This is a genomic window from Streptomyces sp. NPDC033966 (genome assembly GCF_055575955.1).
This window is the reverse complement of record NZ_JBVIRQ010000023.1, coordinates 16,348-40,879: the sequence shown is the minus strand read 5'-3', so window position 1 is coordinate 40,879 and position 24,532 is coordinate 16,348. Positions and strand designations below refer to the sequence as shown.

At 74.4% G+C, this 24,532-nt stretch carries 20 protein-coding genes; 13 read left to right on the top strand and 7 right to left on the bottom strand.

Annotated elements, in window-relative coordinates; genetic code table 11:
• Positions 1 to 199: 199 nt before the first annotated feature.
• The 3 genes from ACZ518_RS36875 to ACZ518_RS36865 all read right to left on the bottom strand — a co-directional run bounded on the left by ACZ518_RS36875 (position 200) and on the right by ACZ518_RS36865 (position 2,380).
• Entirely contained in the window at positions 200 to 442 is a 243-nt protein-coding gene (locus ACZ518_RS36875) for a protealysin inhibitor emfourin (RefSeq protein ID WP_469117402.1), read from the bottom strand.
• A 140-nt stretch (positions 443 to 582) separates the two neighbouring features.
• Positions 583 to 1,425, bottom strand: a complete 843-nt coding sequence (locus ACZ518_RS36870; protein ID WP_469117401.1) for a class I SAM-dependent methyltransferase — start codon at positions 1,423 to 1,425, stop codon at positions 583 to 585.
• 121 nt (positions 1,426 to 1,546) lie between these two features.
• The gene (locus ACZ518_RS36865) at positions 1,547 to 2,380 is read right to left on the bottom strand and encodes a class I SAM-dependent methyltransferase (protein WP_469117400.1); all 834 of its coding nucleotides are present in this window, start codon (positions 2,378 to 2,380) and stop codon (positions 1,547 to 1,549) included.
• Positions 2,381 to 2,590: 210 nt separating this feature from the next.
• Between ACZ518_RS36865 and ACZ518_RS36860 the strand changes: the two genes are divergently transcribed.
• Complete coding sequence (locus ACZ518_RS36860; protein WP_469117399.1) at positions 2,591 to 4,375, top strand: virginiamycin B lyase family protein; 1,785 nt, start codon at positions 2,591 to 2,593, stop codon at positions 4,373 to 4,375.
• A 49-nt stretch (positions 4,376 to 4,424) separates the two neighbouring features.
• Here the strand turns inward: ACZ518_RS36860 and ACZ518_RS36855 are convergent, their stop codons facing one another.
• Positions 4,425 to 5,468 carry a helix-turn-helix domain-containing protein gene (locus ACZ518_RS36855; protein WP_469117398.1) on the bottom strand — a complete coding sequence of 348 codons (1,044 nt, stop codon included), beginning with the start codon at positions 5,466 to 5,468 and terminating at the stop codon, positions 4,425 to 4,427.
• Between the two features lie 119 nt (positions 5,469 to 5,587).
• Here ACZ518_RS36855 and ACZ518_RS36850 point away from each other — a divergent pair, with 119 nt between their 5' ends.
• Positions 5,588 to 6,484 carry an alpha/beta hydrolase gene (locus ACZ518_RS36850; protein WP_469117397.1) on the top strand — a complete coding sequence of 299 codons (897 nt, stop codon included), beginning with the start codon at positions 5,588 to 5,590 and terminating at the stop codon, positions 6,482 to 6,484.
• Between the two features lie 197 nt (positions 6,485 to 6,681).
• A complete protein-coding gene (locus tag ACZ518_RS36845) occupies positions 6,682 to 7,776 on the top strand; it encodes a serine hydrolase domain-containing protein (protein ID WP_469117421.1) in 1,095 nt (364 codons plus the stop codon).
• Between the two features lie 26 nt (positions 7,777 to 7,802).
• On the opposite strand, the gene ACZ518_RS36840 is transcribed toward ACZ518_RS36845, so the two are convergent.
• Positions 7,803 to 8,198 (bottom strand): hypothetical protein, encoded by a 396-nt coding sequence (locus tag ACZ518_RS36840; RefSeq protein WP_469117396.1) that lies wholly within the window; start codon positions 8,196 to 8,198, stop codon positions 7,803 to 7,805.
• Positions 8,199 to 8,369: 171 nt separating this feature from the next.
• Between ACZ518_RS36840 and sigJ the strand changes: the two genes are divergently transcribed.
• From sigJ to ACZ518_RS36820, 4 genes are all read left to right on the top strand, one after another.
• Positions 8,370 to 9,272: an RNA polymerase sigma factor SigJ gene (gene sigJ / locus ACZ518_RS36835; protein WP_469117395.1), complete on the top strand. Its 903-nt coding sequence runs from the start codon at positions 8,370 to 8,372 to the stop codon at positions 9,270 to 9,272.
• Positions 9,273 to 9,408: 136 nt separating this feature from the next.
• Entirely contained in the window at positions 9,409 to 10,836 is a 1,428-nt protein-coding gene (locus tag ACZ518_RS36830; RefSeq protein WP_469117394.1) for an amino acid permease, read from the top strand.
• 96 nt (positions 10,837 to 10,932) lie between these two features.
• Positions 10,933 to 11,718, top strand: a complete 786-nt coding sequence (locus tag ACZ518_RS36825; protein ID WP_469117393.1) for an SDR family oxidoreductase — start codon at positions 10,933 to 10,935, stop codon at positions 11,716 to 11,718.
• Between the two features lie 34 nt (positions 11,719 to 11,752).
• Positions 11,753 to 14,713: a BTAD domain-containing putative transcriptional regulator gene (locus ACZ518_RS36820; RefSeq protein ID WP_469117392.1), complete on the top strand. Its 2,961-nt coding sequence runs from the start codon at positions 11,753 to 11,755 to the stop codon at positions 14,711 to 14,713.
• Between the two features lie 21 nt (positions 14,714 to 14,734).
• Here the strand turns inward: ACZ518_RS36820 and ACZ518_RS36815 are convergent, their stop codons facing one another.
• Positions 14,735 to 16,153, bottom strand: a complete 1,419-nt coding sequence (locus ACZ518_RS36815; RefSeq protein WP_469117391.1) for a TerD family protein — start codon at positions 16,151 to 16,153, stop codon at positions 14,735 to 14,737.
• Between the two features lie 196 nt (positions 16,154 to 16,349).
• On the opposite strand from ACZ518_RS36815, the gene ACZ518_RS36810 reads away from it, so the two are divergent.
• The 6 genes from ACZ518_RS36810 to ACZ518_RS36785 all read left to right on the top strand — a co-directional run bounded on the left by ACZ518_RS36810 (position 16,350) and on the right by ACZ518_RS36785 (position 22,899).
• On the top strand, positions 16,350 to 17,036 hold the full coding sequence (locus ACZ518_RS36810; protein ID WP_469117390.1) for a hypothetical protein: 687 nt from the start codon (positions 16,350 to 16,352) through the stop codon (positions 17,034 to 17,036).
• 168 nt (positions 17,037 to 17,204) lie between these two features.
• On the top strand, positions 17,205 to 17,744 hold the full coding sequence (locus ACZ518_RS36805) for an EF-hand domain-containing protein (RefSeq protein ID WP_469117389.1): 540 nt from the start codon (positions 17,205 to 17,207) through the stop codon (positions 17,742 to 17,744).
• A gap of 146 nt (positions 17,745 to 17,890) precedes the next feature.
• Positions 17,891 to 19,489 (top strand): NAD(P)/FAD-dependent oxidoreductase, encoded by a 1,599-nt coding sequence (locus tag ACZ518_RS36800; RefSeq protein WP_469117388.1) that lies wholly within the window; start codon positions 17,891 to 17,893, stop codon positions 19,487 to 19,489.
• 356 nt (positions 19,490 to 19,845) lie between these two features.
• Complete coding sequence (locus ACZ518_RS36795) at positions 19,846 to 21,000, top strand: oxygenase MpaB family protein (RefSeq protein WP_469117387.1); 1,155 nt, start codon at positions 19,846 to 19,848, stop codon at positions 20,998 to 21,000.
• A gap of 133 nt (positions 21,001 to 21,133) precedes the next feature.
• Positions 21,134 to 22,234: an LLM class flavin-dependent oxidoreductase gene (locus ACZ518_RS36790; RefSeq protein ID WP_469117386.1), complete on the top strand. Its 1,101-nt coding sequence runs from the start codon at positions 21,134 to 21,136 to the stop codon at positions 22,232 to 22,234.
• Positions 22,231 to 22,899: a CE1759 family FMN reductase gene (locus ACZ518_RS36785; RefSeq protein WP_469117385.1), complete on the top strand. Its 669-nt coding sequence runs from the start codon at positions 22,231 to 22,233 to the stop codon at positions 22,897 to 22,899. The genes ACZ518_RS36790 and ACZ518_RS36785 overlap by 4 nt, the downstream gene beginning before the upstream one ends.
• Here the strand turns inward: ACZ518_RS36785 and ACZ518_RS36780 are convergent.
• Positions 22,885 to 24,468, bottom strand: a complete 1,584-nt coding sequence (locus ACZ518_RS36780) for an SDR family oxidoreductase (RefSeq protein WP_469117384.1) — start codon at positions 24,466 to 24,468, stop codon at positions 22,885 to 22,887. The two genes, ACZ518_RS36785 and ACZ518_RS36780, sit on opposite strands and share 15 nt — an antisense overlap.
• Between the last annotated feature and the right edge of the window lie 64 nt (positions 24,469 to 24,532).

Genomic DNA, 24,532 nt, shown 5'->3' with positions numbered 1-24,532 from the left:
GCGGTGCATCGCAAGGCGGAGGGCCGCGGCTCGTACTGGACGTACTTGCGCGGTCCGACAACGCGGCGAGGTGCCGTGCCGGGCGCCGCGACCCGGTGGACCTTTCCGGCCACAGCACTAGGTGGTGTCTTGCGGATCAGGCCGGGCCCGCGGGCCGTGCACCGCACCGCCCGCCGGCCCGTGGCCGGACGGCCGGGGGTCAGGCCCCTTCGCCGAGGACGGTACGGATCAGCGTCCGCTGGTCGTCGGACAGGCAGGGGTCCTCCACGTCGAGGACCTCGCCGTCGACGGTGATGCGGTAGTGGTAGCCGTCCGCCACGGACGAGACGGCCCGGTGGGCGAGTTCCTCGAGCCGTGCCGCGTCCTGCCGGCCCGTGGTGTCGAGCTCGCGGAGCTTCTCGGCTCCGGTGAAGCCGCCGGTGCGGGTGACCGTGATCAGCATGATCGTTCCTCCGGTTCCTGTGTGCCGGCGCGGGTTCCGCGCGGGGCGGCGCGCCGCCGCCGTCTGCGCGGGTGCCCCCGATGCCGGCCCGTTCCCCCGGGGCGGCGGGGAACGGCCGGAAACCATCGCCGTACGGGCGGTCAGGCGCGCGGAGCCGGGCGGCGGCCCCAGGCCGTGAGCATGCCGGGGCCGAGTTCGGCCAGGCCGGGGGAGTCCAGGTAGGCGAGGGCCTCGTCGAAGACGACCGGTTCGAGCCGGCCCGGCGCGAGCAGGTCCGTCCGCATCCGCTGCCACGTCTCGCGCCAGAAGGCGGCGAGCGGGGTGCCCGGCGTCAGGGGCGGGCAGACCAGCTCGGCGGCGACCTCGGCCAGACCGGCGGCGCGCAGGACGTGCGGGTAGTCGAGCACGGCCGCGACGTCGGTGCCGATGGTCTCCGCGAGCGTGCGCCACATGGTGTCCAGGGTGCGCCGGTACGCGGAGCGCGCGTCGGCGGGGTCGGGTACCTCCGCCGCGTCGCTGAGCACGAGGTACCCGCCGGGCCGCAGGCGCTTCGCGAGCCGGTCGACGAGGGCCCGGCGCTCGGGGAGGTGCATCAGGACGAACCGGGCGTGGACCAGGTCGAAGGAGCCGAGCTCCGCCTCGTCGTCCAGCCGGGTCAGGTCGTCGGTGAGCACCCGGAGCCGGGGTCCCGCGAGCGGGGCCAGCCGGCTGGTGTCGCGGTCCAGGGCGACGACCTCGTCCACGCCGGCCTCCTCGGCGAGCCACCGGGCGACCGTGCCCGTACCCGCGCCCACCTCCAGGCAGCGCCAGCCGGGACCCACGCCGAGCGCGCGCAGCCGCTGCCGGGTGAGCGGGTCGTAGACGAGGGCGGCGTGGTCGATGCGCTCGCCCTCACCGGGCGCCTCGGGACGGAACAGCGCCTCGCCGTACCCTCCCGCGTGTCCCGCGTGCACCGGGCGCTCCTCGGGGGATGCTGCTGCCACCGCGACTCCTTCCGCCGGACGGCGCCGTACCGCCTGGCCTGCAGGATCGCCCGCCGGCCACCGGGACACCGGCATTGGGCCGGTCGGCGGCGCGCCCCCCGTCAGCCCGGGGCCACCCCGCTCAGGCGGTGGCGCGCCGCGCGGTGAGCAGCAGGTACTCCCACTCCATGGCCCCGTCCCGCATCGCGCCGGCCGCCAGGTCGGCGAGGGCAGCGTCCAGGGCCGCGGTCCGTTCGGGATCGTCGGCGATGTTCCGGTAGACCGCGATCGTCGGCCCGTAGGCGGCCTTGAAGAACTCCCTGAAGTCCTCCGGTTCCCGGAACGTGTCCACGCGGAGCGCCCGCCGCTGCGCCTCGACGCCGGTGACGCGGTCGCCCAGCAGCGTCCGTACGTGCTCCTCCTCGCCCCACAGCGGCGGCGGCTGCGCTCCCGGCGGGGGCGGCGGCGCGTACGGCTTCATGGTGGCGAACATCTGCCCGATGAAGCCCTCCGGGGTCCAGCTGAGCAGCCCGATCGTGCCGCCGGGCCGGCAGACCCGCACCAGCTCGTCGGCGGTGGCCTGGTGGTGCGGGGCGAACATGACCCCGACGCAGGACATCACCGTGTCGAAGGCCCCGTCCTCGAACGGCAGGGCCTCCGCGTCCGCCTCCTGCCAGCTCAGCACGGCACCGCGCGCCTCGGCCTCCTTGCGCCCCACGGCCAGCAGTTCGGGCGTGAGGTCGGAGGCCACCACGTCGCCGCCGGCCAGCGCGGCCGGGATCGCGGCGTTGCCCGACCCCGCGGCGACGTCCAGCACCCGGTCCCCGTCCTTCACCCCGCAGGCCTCCACCAGCGCGGGCCCGAGCCCCGCCACGACCCGTGTGGCGACCGCCGGGTAATCGCCGAGCGCCCACATCGTCCGGTGCTTCGCCTTGAGCACACGGTCGGCCTCGCGCGCGTCCGCCGTCTCGGTCATGCCACCCGCCTCCTCGTCCGTAAGGTGCCTTCGGCCGTCCTCCTTCGAGCATAGGAACCCGGCGGGCGCCCGGCCCGGCGGGAGCGCCGTGGCTCCGTTCGGGTGGAGTCCGGGTGAAGCTCCGGCGCGCCGCGGGCACCGCCGCATCCGCAGAAACGATCAGGCCTTGGTACGACGGGCGCGTTCCCGTTCGACCGAAAGGTGCCCGCCATGCCCCCCACCCGCAACGCGCCGGAACCGGCGGCCCTCAGGCCGCCCCGACCCCGCCGCCGCGGCCGCCTCGCGGCGCTGCTCTCCGGCGCCCTGCTCGCCGCCGTCCTGCCCCTGGCCGCCGGCGCGCCCCAGGTGCAGGCGGCCGTGAACCTCGTCGAATACCCCGTCGTCAACCCGAGCACCCCGGTCGGCATCACCAGCGGCCCGGACGGCAACCTGTGGTTCACCGAGGCGGCCGCCGACAAGATCGGCCGCATGAGCCCGACGGGCACCCTCATCGCCGAGTACTCCGCGCCCCCGTTCAGCACCGTGCACGACATCACCACCGGACCCGACGGGAACGTCTGGTTCACCATGCAGACCTTCGACTCCAGGGTCGGCAAGATCGCCATGGACGGCACGGTCACCGTGTACCCCCTGCCCGAACAGTTCGTCGAGCCCACCGGCATCACCGCGGGCCCGGACGGCGCCCTGTGGTTCACCGAGCAGAACGCCCACCGGATCGCCCGGATCACCACGACCGGCGCCCTCACCGAGTTCCCCCTGCCCGCCGGCTCAGGCCAGCCGTCCTACATCACCACCGGGCCGGACGGGAACCTCTGGTTCACCGAGATCGGCGACAACCTGATCGGCCGCATGACCCCGTCCGGCGTCGTCACCGAGTTCCCGGTCCCCGACGGCGGGGGCCCGACCGACATCACCACCGGCCCCGACGGGAACCTCTGGTTCACCGTGTTCGGCGGCAACCGGATCGGCCGGATCACCCCGGCCGGCATGATCACCCAGTTCGACGTCCCGTCGGACGGCGCCGCTCCCCAGCCGCAGGACATCGTCGCCGGGCCGGACGACAGCCTGTGGTTCACCGAACGCAACAGCGGGCAGATCGGGCGGATCAGCACCGCCGGCGTCATCGCCGAGTTCCCCCTGCCCTCCTCGGAGCGCGGCCCCTGGGGCATCACCAAGGGCCCGGACGACAACATCTGGTTCGCCGAGGCCGCCGGCTTCATCGGACGCATCGCCCTGACCGACGCCGATCTCGCCGTCACGAAGTCCGACACGGGCTCCGACCCCGTCGTGGAGGGCCAGAACGTGACGTACACGCTCACCGCGTCCAACAACGGCCCGCAGACCGCCGAGGGGGTCGTCCTCAAGGACACCCTGCCCGCCGGACTCCAGTTCGTCTCCGCCTCCGCCGGGTGCACCGCGGCCGGGTCCGCACCGGACGTCGTGACCTGTGACATCGGCACGCTCACCGCCGGAGCGAGCGCCGCGCGGACCATCACCGCACTGGCCACGACGGAGGACGTCGTCACCGACACGGCTGCCGTGGCCGGCGCGGTCTCCGACCCGTCCCCCGCCAACGACGTCGCGCAGGAGACCACCACCGTCGACGCGACCACCTGCTTCGGCGAGCAGCCGACCATCACCGGCACACCCGGCAACGACCTGATCAACGGCACCCCCGCCCGCGACGTCATCCTCGCCCGCCGCGGCAACGACACCGTCAACGCCGCCGCCGGCGACGACCTCGTCTGCGCCGGCCCCGGGGACGACTCCGTCACCGGCGGCGCCGGCGCGGACCGGATCGCCGGCGGCACGGGCAACGACGTCCTGCACGGCAATCCGGGCAACGACACCGTGACCGGCGGAGACGGCGACGACTTCCTCTTCGGCGATGTCGGCAACGACAACCTCGACGGCGGCCCGGGCACCAACGCCAACGACGGCGGCCCCGGCACCGACGTCTGCGCCAACCCCGCGACGGGCACCGGCTGCCCCTGACCCCGACGGGGTGCCGACGTTCGCGCGAGCGCCGGCACCCCGCACGCGCTCACCCTTCCAGCAGCCGCCACGCGGCCAGCGCCAGCCCGGCCCGGGCCAGCCCCGGAGCCCCCGTCAGGTCGAGGTCCAGGATCCGGCCGATCTGCTCGATCCTGCGGGCCACGCTGCTGTGGTGCAGGTGGAGCAGGTCGGCCGCCCGGCGCAGCGACCCCGTGGCGCAGTAGGCGTCCAGCGTCTCCAGGTCCTCCGGGCTGCCGGCCAGCCGGGCCAGCGCCGCGACGTCGGCGTTGCCGCGCAGGACCTCCCGCGGCACCTCCGCCAGGAGCGCCAGCGCGCCCAGCTCGGCGTAGCGGACGACGGGTTCGCGCGCGGTGGCGAACCGCAGGGCGGTACGGGCCTCCCGCCACGCCACGTCGGGCCTCTCGGCGGCGCCGATGCCCGCGTACGCGCCCTCCGGAAACCGGTCCGGCTCCACGGCCGCGGCCAGGATGACCCCGACCCCGGCGACCACCGCCCCCTTCACCGGCCGCCCCGGACAGACGAGCCCGCCCACCCGGTCGAGCGGCAGCCGCCCCGGCCGCACGGCGGCGACCCGGACCGGCGGACCGGCGGCGAAACCCAGCAGCCGCAACGCCCGGGCCCTGGCCGCCTCGTCGGTACCGGCACCGATCACCAGCTCGACGAGGGCCGGATCCGCCATCGTGGTCCGGGCCGGCCCGTACCGTTCGACGGCGGCCGCGACGGCGATGGCGAGCCGCTCCAGCAGCACCTCGTCGAGCGGCCCGGCCGGGCCCGGCCGCTCCAGCCACACCGAGCCGATCTCCTCCTCGTCGAGGACGACCGCCACCGAGCCGGACACCGGCGCCGGCGGCGCCACCTGCGAAGCCTCGCCGCCGTCGGACGAGACCCGGATCGTCCGCCCCGTGCCGTACAGGCGGATCCCGGCGACGCACTCCGCCAGCCCCGCCGAGGCGCGGGCGAGCGCCGGCAGGTCCACCCGCCTGCGCATCAGCGTGTCGTAGAACGCGACGATGCGGAGCGCCCCGTCCACGTACGGATCGAGTCCCGACAGCCGTACGGCGAGTGCCTCCATGGCGCAAGCATAGAAGGCCCGACCGGCCGGCCGGGGGCGCCGATCGGCGCGCGATCGGGCCGGGATCCCCGACGGACGGCGGACGACCCGGGCCCGCCGGCCCCGTCAGGATGTCCGCCATGGACCCCGAACTCGAAGCATTCGTACCCTTCTTCCCCCGGACCGACCTGAGCGACCCGGTGGCCGCCCGCAAGAGCTTCGCCGAACTGGCCTCCGCCGTACCGGCACCGGACGCCGCGGACATGGAGGTTGAGGACCGCACCGTCGCCGCCGGCCCCGACGTGCCCGTACGCGTCTACCGCCCGCACGGAGCCGAGGGCGCCGTCGTGTGGATGCACGGCGGCGGATTCACCATGGGCGACCTCGACACGGAACACCCCTGGGCCAGCCGCATCGCCGCCGGCTCCGGAGCGGTGGTGATCTCGGTGGACTACCGACTCGCCCCCGAACACCCCTTCCCCGCCGCCCTGGACGACGCGTACGCCGTCCTCGCCTGGACCGTGCGGAACGCCGCAGGCCTCGGCATCGACCCGGCCCGCATCGCGGTCGGCGGCCACAGCGCCGGCGCGAACCTCGCGACCGCGGTCGCACTGCGGGCCCGTGACCACCACGGACCGGCGATCCGCTTCCAGTTGCTCAACCAGCCGGGTCTGGACGACCGCCAGGACAGCTGGTCGGCCCGGAACTTCACCGACACGCCCTGGTTCTACCGCGACAAGGCCACCGCCGGCTGGCGGCACTACCTGGGCGGGCAGCCCGCGACCCCGTACGCCGCACCGGCCCGGGCGGCCGACCTGTCCGGCCTGCCCCCGGCCTACATCTCCACCGCGGAGTTCGACCCGAACCGCGACGAGGGCCTCGACTACGGGCTGCGCCTGCTCCGGGCGGGCGTACCGGTCGAGATCCACCAGTGGCCCGGCGCCTTCCACGGTTCACAGGCCCTCCTGTCCGCCGAGGTCTCCCAGCGCCAGAACGCCGAACTCGGCGCCGTCCTGCGCCGCGCCCTCGGCGGCTGAACCGCCCACCGCCTCCCGAAAGGAACAGCACCATGCCGATCCGACCGAAGCTCCGCCTCGCCCTGTGCGCGGGCGCGGCCGCACTCGCCACCGCCGCTGCCACCGCCGTACCCGCGGTGGCGGCCCCCGCCCCGCACGGGACCACGCCCGCCCCGCACGGGACCACGCCCGCGACCCCCGCGCAGCTGCGGGCGGCCATGGACGCCGTCCACCGGGCGGGCATACCCGGGGTGCACGGCGAGGTACGCGTCGCCGGCCGGACCTGGCGCGGCGCCTCCGGGGTCGCCGACGTCACGACCGGACGCCCCGTCACCCCGGACATGCGCCACCGCGTCGGCAGCGTCACCAAGACCTTCACCGCCGCCGCCGTCATGCAGCAGGTCGAGCGGGGCCGGATCCGGCTCGACGCGCCGATCGGCGACCACCTCCCCGACCTGGTGCCGGGAGAGCGCGGCAGGAAGATCACCGTGCGGATGCTCCTCAACCACACCAGCGGCCTGCCCGACTACGTCTCCTACGCCTTCCCGTCCCTCCAGGCCGGCTCGCCCGCCAGCCTCGACGACAACCGCTTCCGGCGCTTCCGCCCGGCAGAACTGATCGAACTGGGCCTGTCGGCACCGCCCGCCGGCGAGCCCGGCGGCCCGACGGGGGTGTACTCCAACACCAACTACCTGCTGCTCGGTGAGCTCCTGGAGCGGGTCACCGGCACCCCCGCGGAGGAATACATCACCCGCAACGTCATCCGGCGCGCCGGTCTGCGGAACACCGGGTTCCCTTCCGGCCCGGACATCGAAGGCCCCCACCCCCGCATGTACGAGGCCGCGTTCGGCCTGCTCGACCCGCCGCGCGACTACAGCGTCTACGACATGTCCTGGGCCGGCACGGGCGCCGCCCTGGTGTCGACCATGGCGGACCTCAACCGCTTCTACGCCGAGCTCCTCGACGGCAGGATCGTCAGCCGCTCCTCACTGGAACAGATGCAGCGCACCGTCCCGGTCCGCGCGCTGGACGGCACGACGGTCCAGTACGGCCTGGGCCTCCACAAGGTCACCGTCCCGGGCTGCGGCACCTTCTGGGGCCACGACGGCTCGGCCTGGGGAGCCGGAACCATGTCCCTGACCCGCGCCGACGGCAGGCGCCAGATGTCCGTGGCCGTCAACCTCCAGCGCTGGAGCGCACCGGACCCCACCGGCGACCGGCCGCCCCACCCCATCGACGACGCCCTCCGCAAGCTGTACGGCGAAGCGATGTGCGACGGGACGACCACCGCCGGACCCCACCCCGCGTCCTAGCGCGCGGGGCGGCGGCCGCCCCGCGGTCAGGCGGCTCCGGCCGCCGGAGCGCGGAGGCGGCCGCCCAGCACCGCGTGTCCCAGCTGGAGGACGCTCAGGCCGAACATCAGCACGCCCAGCGGGACGTGCAGGGACGCCACGTGCGCGATGCCGAGGACGACCTGCACCGAGGCCAGCGCCAGCATGCCGGCCGCGTACAGGACCGGTCTCACCGACCCGCCGCCGGGCCGCCACCCCAGGACGGCGGCCAGTACGTACAGCATCGACGCGGCGTACATGCCCCGCGCCCCCGCCCCGTGCAGCGCCTCCCCGTACTCCGTCGACAACAGCATCCCCGCGGTGACCGCCTGGAAGAAGATGCCCGCGGTCTGCAAGCCTGCCGCGATCCGCATGAACTTCCCTGCCGACGTCTGCTCGGGCATGGTGAGCCCCTCTCCGTTTCCCGACGGTGTTCCGGGATCGCCCCGCCGTCTCGTCATGACGACGACGCAGCCGCCGCAGATGTGAGGTGACGCACCAACCCGCCCCTCACCTCGGTGTTTCGCCGAGGATGACCTCCGAACGGAAAGTCGAACGAGGGAGCCGTCGAGGGCATGACCACAGACCTGAGCCTGAGTGACATCACGGGGGAGCGCACCCGGCTGACCAACCTCGCCTACCGCTTCCTCGGCTCCCTGTCCGAGGCCGAGGACGCCGTACAGGAGGCGTACACCCGCTGGTACGCCATGCCGCGGCAGAAGCAGGAGGCCATCGAGTCGCCCGGCGCCTGGCTGACGACCGTGGCGAGCCGCGTCTGCCTCGACGTGCTCGGCTCCGCCCGGGCCCGGCGCGAGAGCTACGTCGGCCAATGGGTTCCGGAGCCGCTGCCCGACCGTACGGAGTGGATGGACGCCCACCGCGACGCCGGCGCCGACCCGGCCGACCGGGTCACCCTCGACGAGTCGGTCGACATGGCCTTCCTCGTCGTGCTCGAAGCGATGACCCCGGCGGAAAGGGTCGCGTTCATCCTCCACGACGTCTTCCGCTACCCCTTCGCCGAAGTGGCCGACATCGTCGGCCGCTCCCCGGCGGCCTGCCGCCAACTGGCGTCATCGGCCCGCCGCCGCATCGGCACCGGGCGCCCCCACGCGGGCCCGCCCGCCGGCCGGGCCCGGGCCGTCAGGGACTTCAAGCGGGCCTGGGAGGCCAAGGACGTCGCGGCCCTCGTCGGCCTCCTCGACCCCGACGCCGCGATGATCGCCGACGGCGGCGGCCTGGTCAGCGCCGTGCTGCACCCCGTCGTGGGCGCGGAGCGGATCGCCCACTACATCACCGGGACCGCCGGGAAGTCCACGCCCGGCATGACCCTCCTGGAACGGTCGGTCAACGGCACCCCCGGACTGGTGGCCCGGTTCGGCGGCACCACCGTCACGGTGGCCGCGTTCGACCTGACGGGCGACCGGATCACCCGCATCTGGGCGGTGCGCAACCCGGAGAAACTGCGGATCTGGAACTGACGGACACCCCGGCCGTCCGAGGGAGCGGCCACGGGTTCGAGCCAGCCGGCCCCACGCCACCGGAGCGCCTAGTTCCGCAAGGTCGGTCCTTCCGAGATGATGTGCGCCCGTCACCCCCGGCCGAAAGGATCGGAGCATGGCCAGCCTGTGGTCAGTGCAGGGCGTACTGCGCCGCAAGCCGATCGAGCACATCGAAGAGCCCGAAGGTGCGCCCAGCGAACAGCTCGTCCGCACCCTCGGCCTCTGGCAGCTCACCGCCATCGGCGTCGGCGGCATCATCGGCGCCGGCATCTTCACCCTTGCCGGGACCGTCGCCAACGGCGTCGCGGGACCGGCGGTGCTGCTCTCCTTCCTCATCGCCGGCGTGGCCAGCGCCGCGGCCGCGTTCTCCTACGCCGAGTTCGCCGGCCTGATCCCGAAGGCCGGCTCCGCCTACACCTACGGGTACGCCGTCCTCGGCGAGCTTGCCGGCTGGTTCATCGGCTGGGACCTCCTGCTGGAGTACACGGCCATCGTCGCGGTCGTCGCCATCGGCATCTCCGGCTACTTCAACTTCCTCCTGGAGGAGACCGGCGCCTCCCTCCCCACCTGGATGCTCGGCGCCCCCGGCACCGGCGAAGGACACCGCTTCGACCTCATCGCGGCCGTCCTGTGCCTGTTCACGGCCTACCTGCTCACCCTCGGCATCAAGAACGCCGCCCGCTTCGAGACGGTCGTGGTCGTCCTCAAGGTGCTGGTCGTCCTGCTGGTGGTCGTCGTCGGCTTCTTCCACGTCAAGTCCGACAACTACACGCCGTTCTTCCCCTTCGGCGTGGGCGGGGCCTTCACCGGCGCCGCCACCGTCTTCTTCGCGGTCTTCGGCTACGACGCCATGAGCACGGCGGCGGAGGAGTCCAAGGACGCGCAGCGGCACATGCCCCGCGCGATCCTCTACTCCCTCGCCATCGCCATGGTGCTGTACGTCCTCGCCTGCCTGGTCCTGACGGGCATGCAGAAGTACACCGAGATCGATCCGGAGAGCGGCTTCTCCAGCGCCTTCAAGGCGGCCGGGCTGCCCGTCGTCGCCGACATCATCGCGGTCGGGGCGATCATCGGCATCCTCACCGTCATGTTCACCTTCATGCTCGGCGTGACCCGTGTGTGGTTCTCCATGAGCCGTGACGGACTGCTGCCCGGCTGGTTCGCCAAGACCCACCCCACCCGGCACGTCCCCACCCGCGTCACCTGGATCGTCGGCGTGGCCTCGGCCGCCATCGCGGGCTTCGTGCCGATCGGCGAGGCGGCGGAGCTCACCAACATCGGCATCCTGCTCGCCTTCGCCGTCGTGTGCACCTCGGTCATCGTGCTCCGCTACAAGCGCCCCGACCTGCCCCGTACCTTCCGCACCCCGCTGATGCCCTTCACCCCCGCCGTCGGGGTCGTCGCGTCGATCTGGCTCATCACCTACCTCCGCGTGGAGACGTGGCTGCGCTTCGTGGTCTGGTTCCTCATCGGCCTGGCCGTCTACTTCGGCTACTCCTACCGCAACTCCAAGATGGCCGGACGCACAACCCCCGGCCGGTGAGCGCGCGGTGAGCCGCCGGTGAGCGCTCCCCCCGAGAGTGACGTCACCGGGCCCGCCGAGGGGCACCGGGCGGACGCACGACAGGGGAGCACGGACATGGGCGAGCAGCTGACCGGCAAGACCGCACTGGTGACCGGCGGGTCGCGCGGCATCGGACGGGCCGTCGCGCTGCGGCTGGCCGCCGAGGGAGCGCTGGTGGCGGTGCACTACGGAACGAACGGGACCGCCGCCCGGGAGACCGTGGCGCGGATCGAGGAGGCCGGCGGCCGCGCCTTCGCCGTCCGGGCCCGGTTCGGCGAGGCCGGCGCCGTGGACCGGCTGTTCGAGGGGCTGGCCCGGGGGCTGGCGGAGTACGGCGCCAAGGGCCTCGACATCCTCGTCAACAACGCCGGCATCATCTCCGGCAACTCGATCGGGCAGGTCACCGAGGAGGAGTTCGCCACCCTGATGGCCGTCAACGTGAGCACCCCCTTCTTCGTCGTCCAGCGTGCCCTGCCACTGCTCACCGACGGCGGCCGCGTCATCAACATGGGGTCGACGGCCAGCCGCTTCGCGGTCTCCACCCAGATCGGCTACACCGTCAGCAAGGCGGCCCTGGAGGCCATGGCCCCCTCCCTCGCCAACGAGCTGGGCCCCCGGGGCATCACCGTGAACACGGTCGCGCCCGGGGCCGTACGCACCGACCTGACCGTCGGCTACACCGCGATACCGGAGGTGGTCGCGGGCCTGGAGGCGATCACCGCGCTCGGACGGATCGGCGAGCCGGAGGACGTCGCCGACGTGGTGGGCTTCCTGGCCGGCCCCCAGGGACGCTGGGTCACCGGCCAGACCATCGACGTGTCGGGCGGCACCTGGCTCGGCCCCCTCGCCCCCACCGGCTGAACTCCCCCGCCCCGCCCGGGGGATAATCGCCGGCATGTGGTTCGGCATCCTCGGTGAGACCCAGGCACGGCGCGACGACGGGACCGAGGTACCGCTCGGCGGCCCCGCCCGACGCGCCCTGCTCGCGCTGCTGCTGATCAGCCCGGGCGGTGTCGTCCCGGCCGAGCGGCTGGCCGAGGAGATCGAACCGGGCGGAGCCGTCTCCGCGCACGCCCTCCAGTCGCAGGTCTCCCGGCTGCGCACCGTCCTGGGGCGGGCGGCCCCCATCGAGCGGGTCGGCACGGGCTACCGCATCACGGTGCCGGAAGAGGCGGTGGACGCGGCCCGGTTCGAAGCGCTGGCCGCCGAAGGGCGCGCCGCGCTGGCGGACGGCGACCCCGCACGGGCCGCAGCCGTACTGCGCCGGGCGCTGGAGCTGTGGCGCGGCCCCGCCCTGGCCGGGCTCGACGGAAGCGAAACGGCCCGGGCCGCGGCGGCGCGGCTGGAGGAGGCCCGCCTCTCCGCCCTGGAGGACCGGATCGAAGCCGAGCTGCGGCTCGGCGAACACCACGGGGCCGTAGCCGAGTTGCGCGAGCTCGTCGGCCGCCACCCGCTGCGGGAACGGCCGTCCGGGCTGCTGATGCGCGCACTGTCCGCCCAGGGCCGGCCGGCCGAGGCCCTCGTGGTGTTCGAGCAGACCAGGCGGCACCTGTCCGAGGAGCTGGGCGCCGACCCCTGCGCCGAACTCGCCTCACTGCACGCCGAGTTGCTCGACACCGCCCCCGCCCCCACCGCTGCCGCACCGCCCGCCCAGCTGACCTCCTTCGTGGGCCGCGAGGAGGAAGCGGCCGAGGCCGTCGCCCTGTTGCGGGAGTCCCGGCTGGTCACCCTGGCCGGTCCCGGCGGTGTCGGCAAGACCCGCCTGGCGGTGGAGGTCGCGGGCACCACCGCCGCGGCCGACGTCTGCTTCGTCGAACTGGCGGCGCTCCGGGACGGCGGCCCGCCCGCACCGCCCTCGACGGACGCCCGGCCGGGGCAGGCCGCCCGGAGCGTGCTGGCCGCCCTCGGCCTCCGCGAGAACGGCCTCCAGATGGGGGACGGCCCGCCGCGCACGGCGCTCGACCGCTTGACCGCGGCCCTCTCCGACCGGCCGCTCCTGCTCGTCCTGGACAACTGCGAGCACGTCGTCGACGAGGCCGCCGCCCTGGCGGCCCGCCTGCTCGCGGCCTGCCCCCGGCTGCGGGTGCTGGCCACGAGCCGCGAACCCCTCGGGGTCATCGGCGAACACGTCCAGCAGGTCAGACCGCTGGACGAGGCGTCCGCGGTACGGCTGTTCACCGACCGGGCACGCGCCGTACGCCGGGGCCCCACCGGCGACCCCGAGCTCGTACGCCGGATCTGCGCCGCCCTCGACGGCCTGCCCCTGGCCATCGAACTCGCGGCGGCCCGCCTGCGCACCCTGGAACCGGACGACCTCGCCGGCCGGCTGGACGACCTCCTCGGCATCACCGCCCGCGGCAGCCGCACCTCCGCCGAACGGCACCGCACGATGCGCTCGGTGGTGGCGTGGAGCTGGGAGCTGCTGTCGGAAGCCGAACAGCGCGCCGCCCGCCGCTTCACCGTCTTCGCGGGCGGCGCCGGAGGGAACAGCGCGCTGGAGGTGTGCGGCACGGACGCCGACACCCTGGACTCGCTGGCCGACAAGTCCCTCGTGGAGGCCGTGGGCGCCGGACGCTACCGGATGCTGGAGACGATCCGCGCGTACGGCACCGAACGTCTGGAGGAGGCGGGCGAGGGCGAGGCCACCCGCCGCGGCCACGCCCGGCACCTGCTGGAGCTGCACCGCCGCGCCGGCCCGCACCTGCTGCGGGCCGAGCAGCTGGAATGGCTGCCCCGCCTCGCGGCCGAGCACGACAACCTGCTGACGGCGCTGCGCTGGGCGGTCGGCGCGCGCGAGACCCGCACCGCCCTGGAACTGCTCGCCGCCGCCTCGACGTCGCTGTGGATCCGCGGCGCGTCCGCCGCCGCGGCCCCGCACGCGCTCGCCCTGCTCGCGGCGGACGGCGACGGACCCGCCCGCGTCGTGGGGGAGGACCTCGGCGAGGAGTACGCCGCCTGCGTCCTGCTCGCCGCATCCACCGCGGCGGGCCGGCCCCTCTGGCAGCGCCACCGCACGGCGGCCCTCCGGGCACTGGCCGCCGCCTGGCCGGGAGACCGCCCGGGCCGCTACCCGGTGGTCCCCTTCCTGTGGATGATGCGGACCGCCGGGGAGACCGACGGACCGGACACCCGGCACGCCCGGGACGCGTTCGCGCTCGTCTCCTCCCAGCACGACTGCCCCGACCCGTGGGCGCGCGCGGCGGCCCGGTACGTGTCCGGGTACGCGACCCTCGGCGAGGGCGACACCGACGGCGCCGAACGGGCCTTCGACGCGGCCGCCGGCCGGTTCCGCGAGCTCGGCGACCGCTGGGGCACCGCGCTGGCCCTCGACGCCCTCGCGGGCCTCGCCGCCGCCCGCGCCGACCGCGTACGGGCCATCGGGCTGACCGACCGCGCCCTCGCGCTCACCGCGGAACTCGGCGCCGTGGAGGACTCCGCCGACCTCCTGGTCAACCGCGGCGACCACCACCTGCCCCACGACCCCGCCGCGGCCCGCGAGGACTACGCCCGGGCCGCCGCCCTGGCCCGCGGCAACGGCGGCCCCGCGGCCCTCGCCGCCGCCCTGCGCGGCCTCGGCGACATCGCCCTGCTGGAGGGACGTCCGCAGGAGGCGGAGCGGCTCTACGCGGACGCCCTCGACCGGATCGACCCCCACTGGGTCAAGAGCCTCGGCAACCGGCTGCGCTGCCTCGGCGGCCTCGGCCGGACCGCCGAGGCCCGCGGCGACAGCGCCGCGGCCCGGACCTACTACGACAGCGTGGCCGCGGCGGTGTCCGCCCTGGGCCCCTCCGTACCGGACGCCCTGCGCCTGCTGGGCCTGCCGGAGGAGCTCGTCACGGCGGTGGGCGCGCGCTGAGGACCCCGCAGGGCGTGCGGGTCAGCGCAGGCGCCGCCAGAAGGGCGGGACCTCGCCCTCCCGCCGGTTGGGGTGCGGGGTGACCTTGCGGGGGGTGAGGGACCAGGCGCTGTCGTACCGGACGATCAGCAGCCGCGCCCCGCGCGTCAGCGCCACCGTGCTCCGCCCCGGCCACCTGTCACCGCTGTGCAGGGTGCGGCGCGAGGCGCTGCGCCGGAGGGACTCCAGCTCGAACCAGGCGTCGTCCTTGCTGTTGCGGTACCTGACGGCGAGGTCGACGGCGGGCCCCGAGTAGGCCAGGACGTCGGAACCGACGCCCTCGACGCGCTCGGAGGCGTCCCGCAGCACCGAGACCGGGCTGACGGTGATCTTCCACTCGCCCCGCGCCTTCACGCGCAGCCGCAGCGGTCCGTTCCCCTCGTGGTCCACGATCCCGCGCCCGGTGAAGTCCTCGTTCCAGCCGCTGAGGGCGGAGGGGGTCTTCTCGCGGTTGCGGTGGTTCAACGCGTGGACCTCCACGAAGCCGTCCCCCAGGCGGACCAGGTCGACCACCGCGAAGCCGGCCGCCGTGGCCGCCTCCACCCGGACGACCTCCTCCCCCCTGCCCTCCTGGGTGAAGACGGGGAAGTCCGGACCGAAGTCGGTCGGGAGGCTGTTGATCCGCCGGGTGATGGTGCCGAGCAGCGGGGCACCGGACTTGGAGACGGGGACGCCGGCGGGTACGCCGGAGGAGGCCGTGGCGGCCGCAGCCCCGCCCTCGGCCGGGACGGACACCGCAGGAGCCGCAACCGCCCCCGCCGGAGCCGCTGTCGCCGGGAGCGGCGGGGCGGGCGGCGGAGCCTCGGGCAGCGCGGGTGCGGGCGGCGGACCGGCATCCGGCTCCTCCGCCTCGGCCTCCGCCTCGTCCTCCACCGTGAACCCGTAGTCCTCGGCCAGCCCCGGAAGCCCGGAGTCGTAGCCCTGCCCGACCGCGCGGAACTTCCAGCCCCCGTCGCGGCGGTAGAACTCACCCAGCACGTAAGCCGTTTCGGTCGCCGCGTCGTCGTCGACCGAGTACACCACCAGCCTCCGTCCCGTCACCGCGCTGACCGCCTCCAGGTACAGCCCCGGTATCTCACCGAAGGTCGCACCCTCGGAGGAGGCCGCGATGACGATGCGCTCCACCTCCGCCTCGACCCGGCCCGGGTCGATCTCCAGCCAGTCCGCCATCCGCCCGTCCTCGCTCCGGGCGTTGCCCAGGAGCTCCACGGCGCTGGTCGCGTGCGAGCGCTGGTTGTAGAAGATCAGGTCGCTGCGGCCCCTCACCTTTCCGCTGTCGTCGAGCAGCAGTGCCGCCGGGTCGATCTCGGGCACACCCGGCCCGGCCGCGCGACGGACCACGGCGACCCGCATGGGCTCGCCGGACATGGGCAGATTGCCCCCCTTGATGATCTGCGTCATGACGGCATCGTCGCAGGCCAGTTGGCCACAAGTCGAGCTTTTGATCTGCGGTGTGACGATCCGTCGGGTTCCTCCTAGCACACTCGGCCCGGCCGGGGGCGGACCTCGGGCATGCCCGCCCCGGCGCGCACGGCTCTGGCTAACGTGCTCTGGACGGCCGGGCCCGCGCGGTGGCGGCCGGGGGAGGAGCGGGCGGATGGGGACCACGGTGGTGGGGTTCCGGCTCGGCTGGGACAGGAAGGGCCGGCAGGCCACGGTGGTGCTCACCCAGGCGGGCGTCCTGCACCACAGCAGCGGCCTCCTCGGGCTGGCGGCGCGCCCCGCCAGACCGCAGGCCCCGCCCGCCCCGGATCCGCATCCGGTGCCGCGTCAGGCCGCCACCCTGCAACGGGTGTACGCGGGGCTGGTCGACCAGGGCTACGGCCGGGAGCTGATCCCGCCGGTCTGCGTCCGGCTCGACACCGACGAACGCCCCCTCCACGCCCGCCCGTGGGGCGAGCACGCACCCCGGGCGCATCCGGAGCTGATCGCCGAATTCACCGGCGCCGCCCCCTCCGGCCCCGGAACGCTCGACGGTGCCCTGACCGCCTTCTACGCCGCGATCGGCCTCACCCCGCGGACGCGCACCGCCGCCCTCCCGCCCGGCCCGGCCGGCGTCCCCCCGGCGGTCCGGCAGGCGCTGGGCGCGCTCGCCGAAGGCCGGACCCTCGCCTCCCGCCCGGGGCGCGGCGCGGGCTGGAGCGTCACGGGAGCGGGAGTGCGCCTGCACGCCGGTCCGTCGGGCGAGGACCTCACCCACCGAGAAGTCGCCGAGCTCCAGGCCGCCCTGACGGCATGGCTGCGCCACCGTCGGGTCCCGGGTGCGGGGCCCGGAGCGCGCTGACCCCCCGTCGGACCCCCGTCGGGCACCCGGCCGCTCCCGTCTCCCGTCACCCGGAACGCCCAGCGGTCCCGGGCGTTCGCTGCGGGGAGGCCCGGGCGTGTGGTTTCCTGGGCCCGCTCCGCTCCGCACCGTGGTGGAGCGGCTACTTGGAGTGAAGGGGATGGTGTCGTGAGCGTTCTGGACATCAAGCTGGACCGGTCGTTCGACGTCTTCGACTCGGACCGCGACGGGCGGCTCGACAAGTCGGACGTCATCGGCCTCTCGGACCGGCTGGCCGAGTCGCTCGGCCTCACCCCGGACGACGTGGCCGGGCTCCGGGATTCGCTGGCGGAGCTCTGGGACACCGTCTTCCAGCGGATGGACCGCGACGGCGACGGGGGAGTGGACCGGCAGGAGTTCCGGGCGGCGTTCCGGAAGCGGATCGTCACCGACCAGAACCGGATCTGGGAGCGGATCCGGCACATGAGCAACGCCTGGACCGAGCTCGGCGACCGCGACGGCGACGGCATGCTCAGCCGCGACGAGTACACCTCCCTGCTCCACGGCATGTTCCAGCTGCCCCGCCAGACCTTCGACGAGGCCTTCGACCGGCTGGACGTCGACGGCGACGGGCAGCTGAGCCGCGAGGAGATCAGCTCCGCGATGAAGGAGTACTACACGAGCGAGAACCACGCGGCCCTCGGGAACCAGTTCTTCGGCCGCCTCTGAAGGCCGCCCGGGGCGGTGGCGGGCGCCCGCGCGCCCGCTGCCGCCCCGCCGCCCGCAAGGGCTCCTCCGCAGCCGATTCGTATCGCCTCCCCGCTCGTTGACCGGAGCGGAAGCCGATCTTTCGATATTTTGTGGAGGACCCCTTGATGGCCGATGCCGCACTGCCGGTGATCGTTCTGTCCGACTCCGATCCGCTCCGCCGGCACGAGACGGCCGAGCTGGTGCAAAGCTGGTACCGGACGTCGTTCCGCGTGCTCCAGGTCGGAGGACCCGCGGAGGTGGTCCGGGCGCTGAACTCGCTGGCCGACCGGAAGGTGCCCGTCGCCGCCGTGCTCGCCGACGAGGCCCCCGAGCCCGGTGCAGCGCACCCCGGCGTGCGCTGGCTGCCCCTGGCCCGGCGCTCCGGCGACGCGCCCGGCGCCGACGAGGGCGGGCTCCGGGGCGGGGAGCACCCGGCCGAGCACCTCCGGGAGGCGCTCGACGACTCTCTGTGCACCTGGAACGCCGACTTCCAGGGCGACCTGCCGACCGCCGAGGTGCGCGGCAGCCGCTTCTCGCCCGCCGCCTACGCGGTACGGGACTTCCTCGGCCGCAGCGGCGTGATCTTCCGCTGGCTGCCCGAGGAGGACGCGCGGGACGCCCCGGTGACCGTCCGGCTCGGCGACGGCACCGAGATGGCGGACCCCTCGATCAGCGAACTGGCCGAACGGCTCGGCCTCATCCGCCCGGCCGGCCAGGACCACTACGACGTCGCCGTGATCGGCGGCGGCCCCGGAGGTCTGTCCGCGGCGGTGTACGCCGCCGCCGAGGGCATGAGCGTGGTCGTGATCGAGGACGACGCCCCCGGCGGACAGGCGGGATCGACCTCGCGGATCGAGAACTACCTCGGCTTCCCCGTGGGCCTGACCGGCGGCGACCTCGCCCAGCGCGCCCTCCAGCAGGCCCGCCGGGCCCGCGTCGAGTGGCAGCCCACCCGGGTGGCCAGCCGGGTGGCCCCCACGGGCACCGGCGACCACAGCATCGAGTTCGTCAAGGCGGGCACCGAGGAGACGGCCTCGGTGACCGCGGCGGCCGTGGTGGTCGCCACCGGGGTGGACTGGAACCGCCTGACGGCCCCCGGCGTCGACCGGCTCCTCAACTCCGGCGTGTACTACGGGTCCTGCCTCTCCGACGCCCCCTCGACAGCCGGAGAGGACGTGTACATGGTCGGCGCGGGCAACTCCGCCGGACAGGCCGCCCTCTACTTCGCGCGCTACGCCCGCTCCGTCACCCTGCTGGTACGCGGCACCGACCTCGGCGCGTCCATGTCGAGCTACCTGGTGCAGCGCATCGAGCGGACCCCCGGCCTGCGGGTCCTGCTGGGCACCGAGGTCGCCGAATGCCTCGGCGGGGACACCCTCACCGGGCTCAGGCTGCGCGAGCGCGACGGTGGCGAGCGGACCGTCGGCGCACACTGCCTGTACGTCCTGATCGGCGGCCGCCCGTCGACCGAGTGGCTCGGCGGCACGCTGAAGCTCGACGACCGCGGGTACGTCCTGACCGGCAGCCGCGGGGCGGGCCCGGACGCGCTCCAGATGGAGACCAGCGTGCCCGGGGTGTTCGCCGTGGGCGACGTCCGGTCGGGCTCCGTCAAGCGGGTCGGCGCCGCCGTGGGCGAAGGCGCCGCGGTCGCGCAGTCGCTGGTCGAGTACCGGCGCCGGCACCCCGACCGCTTCCGGGACGCGCGGGCGGCCTGCGGCTTCTGACCGCCACCGGGCCCTGCCGCCGCCCGGGCGGCGGCAGGGCCCGGGTCCGGGGGCGGGCCGGGGGGCCAGGGGGTGGCGTTCGGCTCCGCGACGGTCGAGGCGGGGGTGTGGCCACGGCTGGGGCCCCGATAGGGCGTGTTCATGTCGGGGCGGGGAGGGTGGCGCTCCGCCCGGCGATGCGCCCGCGCGCGGACGCGTTCGGCCGGTTCCCGTCGCCGCGGGGCGGTCCGCCGTTGGAGTGAGGGCCAAACGATCCGGCGCCGGCAAGGGGTTCTGGGGCGGGCGCGGATCGCGGGAGCATGCCGCTGACCGGCGGGTACGCGCCCGCCCCCATCCCCGGAAGGAAGTGGTTCACCGTGGCTCTGACGACCGCGACGATCGCCGCCGAGCTGGAAGCGGCGAGCAAGGTCGGCGATCCGAAGGCGGACGAACTGGTGTCGGACCTGATCGACAACAAGGAGATCGACGGGGTCAACGCGCTGTTCCGCACCATCGGAACGCTCAAGCCCGGGATGGACACGTCCAGCCTGCCCGTCAGGCTGGCCGAGTTCCTCCGGGAGGCGGCGGCCCCGCCGACGGACTGGTCGGAGGCGGACACCAAGGCCGCGGAGAGCTTCTTCGCGCACCACCACGGCGAGGTGTCCATGCTCCAGGGCACCGTCGGCCTGATCGGCACGTACCTCTCCCCGACCGGGGCGTTCACCCTCCGCTCCACCGGCAGGCTCGGCGGTGTCCAGGGGCCCGGCCGGCGCCTTTCGCAGTCCTCCCGGCTGTTCATCGACATGGGCAACAAGAACGCCATGCGGGACGGCACCCTGGCCGCCAACGTCACCAAGGTCCGCCTCGTGCACGCCTCGGTGCGGCAGCTGCACAAGAAGGGCGGCGAGTGGGACTACGCCAAGTGGGGCGAGCCGGTCTCGCAGAAGTACACCGTCGGCGCCGCCTGCGTCTTCTCCGCCCAGATCCTCCAGGCCATGGACCGCCTGGGCATCGACGTCTCCGAGGACGACGCCAAGGGCTTCATGTGCGCCTGGCACTACGTCAACCACTACCTCGGCACCCCCGACAAGTGGCTGCTGCCCAAGGACCCGGACCTGGGCGGGGCCCTGTGGAACCAGGAGCGCGACAAGGAGTGGAAGAAGACCGACGACGGCGTCTTCATGACCAAGCAGGCCGTCGACTTCTACCGGAAGTTCTACCCGGGCCCCACCCACGACGCGTTCGTCGCGATGGTCCGCCACGCGCTGTCCGACAAGTACGCCGACATGGCGGGGCTGCCCAAGAGCGTCCTCGACGCGGCCGCCAAGCCCCTCGCGGCCGGCCATGACGCGATCAGCGGCATCGGCGGCGGGCTGCTGGGCGGGGGAGCGAAGAAGGCCACCGGCGTCAACCCGTACAAGGAGATCGTCGGCGTCGCCTCCAAGGGCTTCAACGAGATCCAGAAGTTCGCCCTCACGCACAACGAGGACGACCAGCCGCAGATGCACCAGGAGCTGCACGACAACCGCTGACCCGTCCGCCGGAGCCACTGCCCTCCGTCCGGTGCCCGGGCGGGCGGCAGGCGGCCGGCGCCGCGGGGAATACGGCGGCGGCGCCTTCCGTTCCAGGTATGGTTGAATCGTAAACGATCTTGGAAGGGGAGCCATGCAGTTCGGGATCTTCACCGTCGGCGACGTCACGCCCGATCCGACGACCGGACGCGCGCCCGGCGAGCACGAGCGGATCAAGGCCATGCTCGCGATCGCGCAGAAGGCGGAGGAGGTCGGCCTCGACGTCTTCGCCACCGGCGAGCACCACAACCCGCCGTTCGTCCCCTCCTCGCCGACGACGATGCTCGGCTACATCGCCGCGCGCACCGAGAACCTGATCCTCTCCACGTCGACGACCCTGATCACCACGAACGACCCGGTGAAGATCGCCGAGGACTTCGCGATGCTCCAGCACGTCGCGGACGGCCGCGTGGACCTGATGACGGGCCGGGGCAACACCGGACCGGTCTACCCCTGGTTCGGCAAGGACATCCGCGACGGCATCGACCTCGCCATCGAGAACTACGCGCTGCTGCGCCGCCTGTGGGACGAGGACGTGGTCACCTGGAAGGGCAAGTTCCGTACGCCCCTCCAGTCCTTCACCTCGACCCCGCGCCCGCTCGACGGCGTCGCGCCCTTCGTGTGGCACGGCTCCATCCGCTCGCCGGAGATCGCCGAGCAGGCCGCCTACTACGGCGACGGCTTCTTCCACAACAACATCTTCTGGCCGGCCTCCCACACCAGGCAGATGGTGAACCTGTACCGCGAGCGCTACGCCCACTACGGGCACGGCACCCCCGAACAGGCCATCGTCGGACTCGGCGGCCAGGTGTTCATGCGCAGGAACTCTCAGGACGCGGTACGCGAGTTCCGCCCGTACTTCGACAACGCGCCGGTGTACGGCCACGGACCGTCCCTGGAGGAGTTCACCTCCCAGACGCCCCTGACCGTGGGCTCGCCGCAGCAGGTCATCGAGCGGACCCTCTCCTTCAGGGACTACGCCGGCGACTACCAGCGCCAGCTGTTCCTGCTGGACCACGCGGGCCTGCCCCTGAAGACCGTCCTGGAGCAGCTCGACCTGCTGGGCGAGGAGGTCGTGCCGGTACTGCGCAAGGAGTTCGCGAACCTGCGCCCGGCCGGCGTGCCGGACGCGCCGACCCACCGGGCCCGCGTGGCCGCCGCCGGCGACACCACGACGCGGGAGGAGCGGGCATGAAGCTCGTCGTCGTAGCGGCGGGGCTGAGCTCGCCCTCCTCGACCCGGCTGCTCGCCGACCGTCTCGCGGCCGCGACCCTCGGGCACGTGGCGGCTGGTCCGGGTGCGGGCGAACCCGAGGTGATCGAGCTGCGGGACCTGGCGACGGAGATCGCCCAGCACTTCGTCACCGGGTTCCCGCCCGCCCGGCTGGCCGCCGCACTCGACGCGGTGGCCGCCGCGGACGGCCTGATCGCCGTGACACCGGTGTTCGCGGCCTCCTACAGCGGCCTGTTCAAGTCGTTCTTCGACCTCATCGACAAGGACGCCCTGACCGGGAAGCCGGTGCTCCTCGGGGCGACCGGCGGTACCGCCCGGCACTCCCTGGTCACCGAGCACGCCCTGCGCCCGCTCTTCACCCACCTGCGCGCCCTCGCCCTGCCGACCGCCGTGTACGCGGCCTCGGAGGACTGGGGCGAGGAGGGGCTGGAGCGGCGGATCGCCCGGGCCGGCGCGGAGCTGGCGCGCTTCATGGCGCCCGCCGCCGGGGCCGGCGCCCCGGACGTCGACACCGGTGCCGCGATCGCGCCCCGTTCGCTGACGGGGGCGATCACGTCGGTGGACCCGGAGGGCGGCTTCACGGTGGTGCCGTTCGAACAGCGGCTGGCCGCGCTACGGGCCGGCTAGACCGTCCTTCGAGCCGGCTGGACCGTCCTTCGGGCCGCCGGCCGGCGCCCCGGGGAAGGCCGGGGCCTGCTCGGCGGCGTGGGCGATGTTGCGGGCCATGCCGCCGAACACGGCCGCGTGGAAGGGGCTCACGGCCCACCAGTACAGGTGGCCGAGCAGGCCGCGCGGGTGGAAGAGGGCGCGCTGCCGGTAGCGCGACCGGCCCTCGTGCGCCGGGTCGGGTTCGGCGTACATCTCCAGCCAGGCCAGGCCCGGCACCCGCATCTCGGCGCGCAGCCGCAGCAGCCGGCCCGGCTCGATCTCCTCGACCCGCCAGAAGTCGAGCGCGTCGCCCACCCGCAGCCGGCCGGCGTCGCGGCGGCCGCGGCGGATGCCGGCGCCGCCCGCCAGCCGGTCCAGCCAGCCCCGGACGGCCCACGCCAGCGGGAAGGAGTACCAGCCGTGCTCGCCGCCGATGCCTTCCACCACCCGCCACAGCGCAGCCGGCGGGGCCGCCACCGCGGTGCTGCGGTGGTCGGTGTAGAGGCTGCCGCCCGCCCAGTCGGGGTCGGTGGGCAGCGGGTCGCTGGGGGCGCCGGGCAGGGAGGCGGAGGACCACCGGGTGCTCACCTGGGCCTCGCGGACCCGCTGCAGGGCCAAGGCCAGCGCCCGGTCGAAGGCCAGCGGCGCGCCGGGCGGGTCGGGCACCCAGCGGGCGATGTCGTGCTCCGCGCACACCACCTCGTGGCGCAGGGACTCGGCGAGCGGCCGGGCCAGCGCCCGGGGCACCGGGGTGACCAGGCCGATCCAGAGGCTGGAGAGCCCCGGGCTGAGCATGGGCACGCGCAGGATGCGCCGGTGCGGAAGCTCGGCGACCGCGGCGTAGCGGTGCATCATCTCCTCGTACGTGAGGACGTCCGGCCCGCCGATGTCGAAGGTACGGCTGACCGCGTGGGGCATGCCCGCGCTGCCGACGAGGTAGCGGAGGACGTCGCGGACGGCGATGGGCTGCACCCGGGTGCCCACCCAGCTCGGCGTGATCATGACGGGCAGCCGTTCCGTCAGGTAGCGCAGCATCTCGAAGGAGGCCGAGCCGGAGCCGATCACCACCGCCGCCCGCAGCACGGTGCAGGGCACGCCGGAGGCCAGCAGGATGCGGCCCACCTCGTCCCGGGAACGCAGGTGCGGCGAGAGCCGTTCGGGGGGCAGGCCCGCCGGGGTGAGCCCGCCGAGGTAGACGATGCGCCGCACGCCGGCCAGCCGGGCCCGCTCGGCGAAGAGGCGGGCCGCGGCCCGGTCGCGCTCCTCGAAGCCGGGACCCGCGCCGAGGCCGTGCACCAGGTAGTAGGCCACGTCCACCCCGCGCAGGGCCGCGTCCAGCGAGTCCGCATCGGTGACGTCCCCGCGCACCACCTCGGCGCGGCCGGCCCAGGGGTGGTCGCGCAGCCGCTCCGGGGAGCGGGCCAGCGCCCGGACCCGGTAGCCGGCGTCGAGGAGCTCGGGCACCAGGCGGCCGCCGATGTAGCCGGTGGCGCCGGTGACCAGGCACAGGCCCCCCGGCGCGGCTCGTCCCCGCTCGTCACCCGCCATGGACTGCTCCTTCCCTCGGCCCCGCACCCTCCGAGCCTGGACCGGGTGCGGGGCGGGCGCAAAA

Excerpts from the sequence above, each read along its gene's own strand:
- ACZ518_RS36875 (WP_469117402.1), bottom strand. The coding sequence starts at position 442 with ATGCTGATCACGGTCACCCGCACCGGCGGCTTCACCGGAGCCGAGAAG.
- ACZ518_RS36865 (WP_469117400.1), bottom strand. The coding sequence starts at position 2,380 with ATGACCGAGACGGCGGACGCGCGCGAGGCCGACCGTGTGCTCAAGGCG.
- ACZ518_RS36860 (WP_469117399.1), top strand. The coding sequence starts at position 2,591 with ATGCCCCCCACCCGCAACGCGCCGGAACCGGCGGCCCTCAGGCCGCCC.
- ACZ518_RS36855 (WP_469117398.1), bottom strand. The coding sequence starts at position 5,468 with ATGGAGGCACTCGCCGTACGGCTGTCGGGACTCGATCCGTACGTGGAC.
- ACZ518_RS36850 (WP_469117397.1), top strand. The coding sequence starts at position 5,588 with ATGGACCCCGAACTCGAAGCATTCGTACCCTTCTTCCCCCGGACCGAC.
- ACZ518_RS36845 (WP_469117421.1), top strand. The coding sequence starts at position 6,682 with ATGGACGCCGTCCACCGGGCGGGCATACCCGGGGTGCACGGCGAGGTA.
- ACZ518_RS36840 (WP_469117396.1), bottom strand. The coding sequence starts at position 8,198 with ATGCCCGAGCAGACGTCGGCAGGGAAGTTCATGCGGATCGCGGCAGGC.
- sigJ (WP_469117395.1), top strand. The coding sequence starts at position 8,370 with ATGACCACAGACCTGAGCCTGAGTGACATCACGGGGGAGCGCACCCGG.
- ACZ518_RS36830 (WP_469117394.1), top strand. The coding sequence starts at position 9,409 with ATGGCCAGCCTGTGGTCAGTGCAGGGCGTACTGCGCCGCAAGCCGATC.
- ACZ518_RS36825 (WP_469117393.1), top strand. The coding sequence starts at position 10,933 with ATGGGCGAGCAGCTGACCGGCAAGACCGCACTGGTGACCGGCGGGTCG.
- ACZ518_RS36820 (WP_469117392.1), top strand. The coding sequence starts at position 11,753 with ATGTGGTTCGGCATCCTCGGTGAGACCCAGGCACGGCGCGACGACGGG.
- ACZ518_RS36815 (WP_469117391.1), bottom strand. The coding sequence starts at position 16,153 with ATGACGCAGATCATCAAGGGGGGCAATCTGCCCATGTCCGGCGAGCCC.
- ACZ518_RS36810 (WP_469117390.1), top strand. The coding sequence starts at position 16,350 with ATGGGGACCACGGTGGTGGGGTTCCGGCTCGGCTGGGACAGGAAGGGC.
- ACZ518_RS36800 (WP_469117388.1), top strand. The coding sequence starts at position 17,891 with ATGGCCGATGCCGCACTGCCGGTGATCGTTCTGTCCGACTCCGATCCG.
- ACZ518_RS36790 (WP_469117386.1), top strand. The coding sequence starts at position 21,134 with ATGCAGTTCGGGATCTTCACCGTCGGCGACGTCACGCCCGATCCGACG.
- ACZ518_RS36785 (WP_469117385.1), top strand. The coding sequence starts at position 22,231 with ATGAAGCTCGTCGTCGTAGCGGCGGGGCTGAGCTCGCCCTCCTCGACC.
- ACZ518_RS36780 (WP_469117384.1), bottom strand. The coding sequence starts at position 24,468 with ATGGCGGGTGACGAGCGGGGACGAGCCGCGCCGGGGGGCCTGTGCCTG.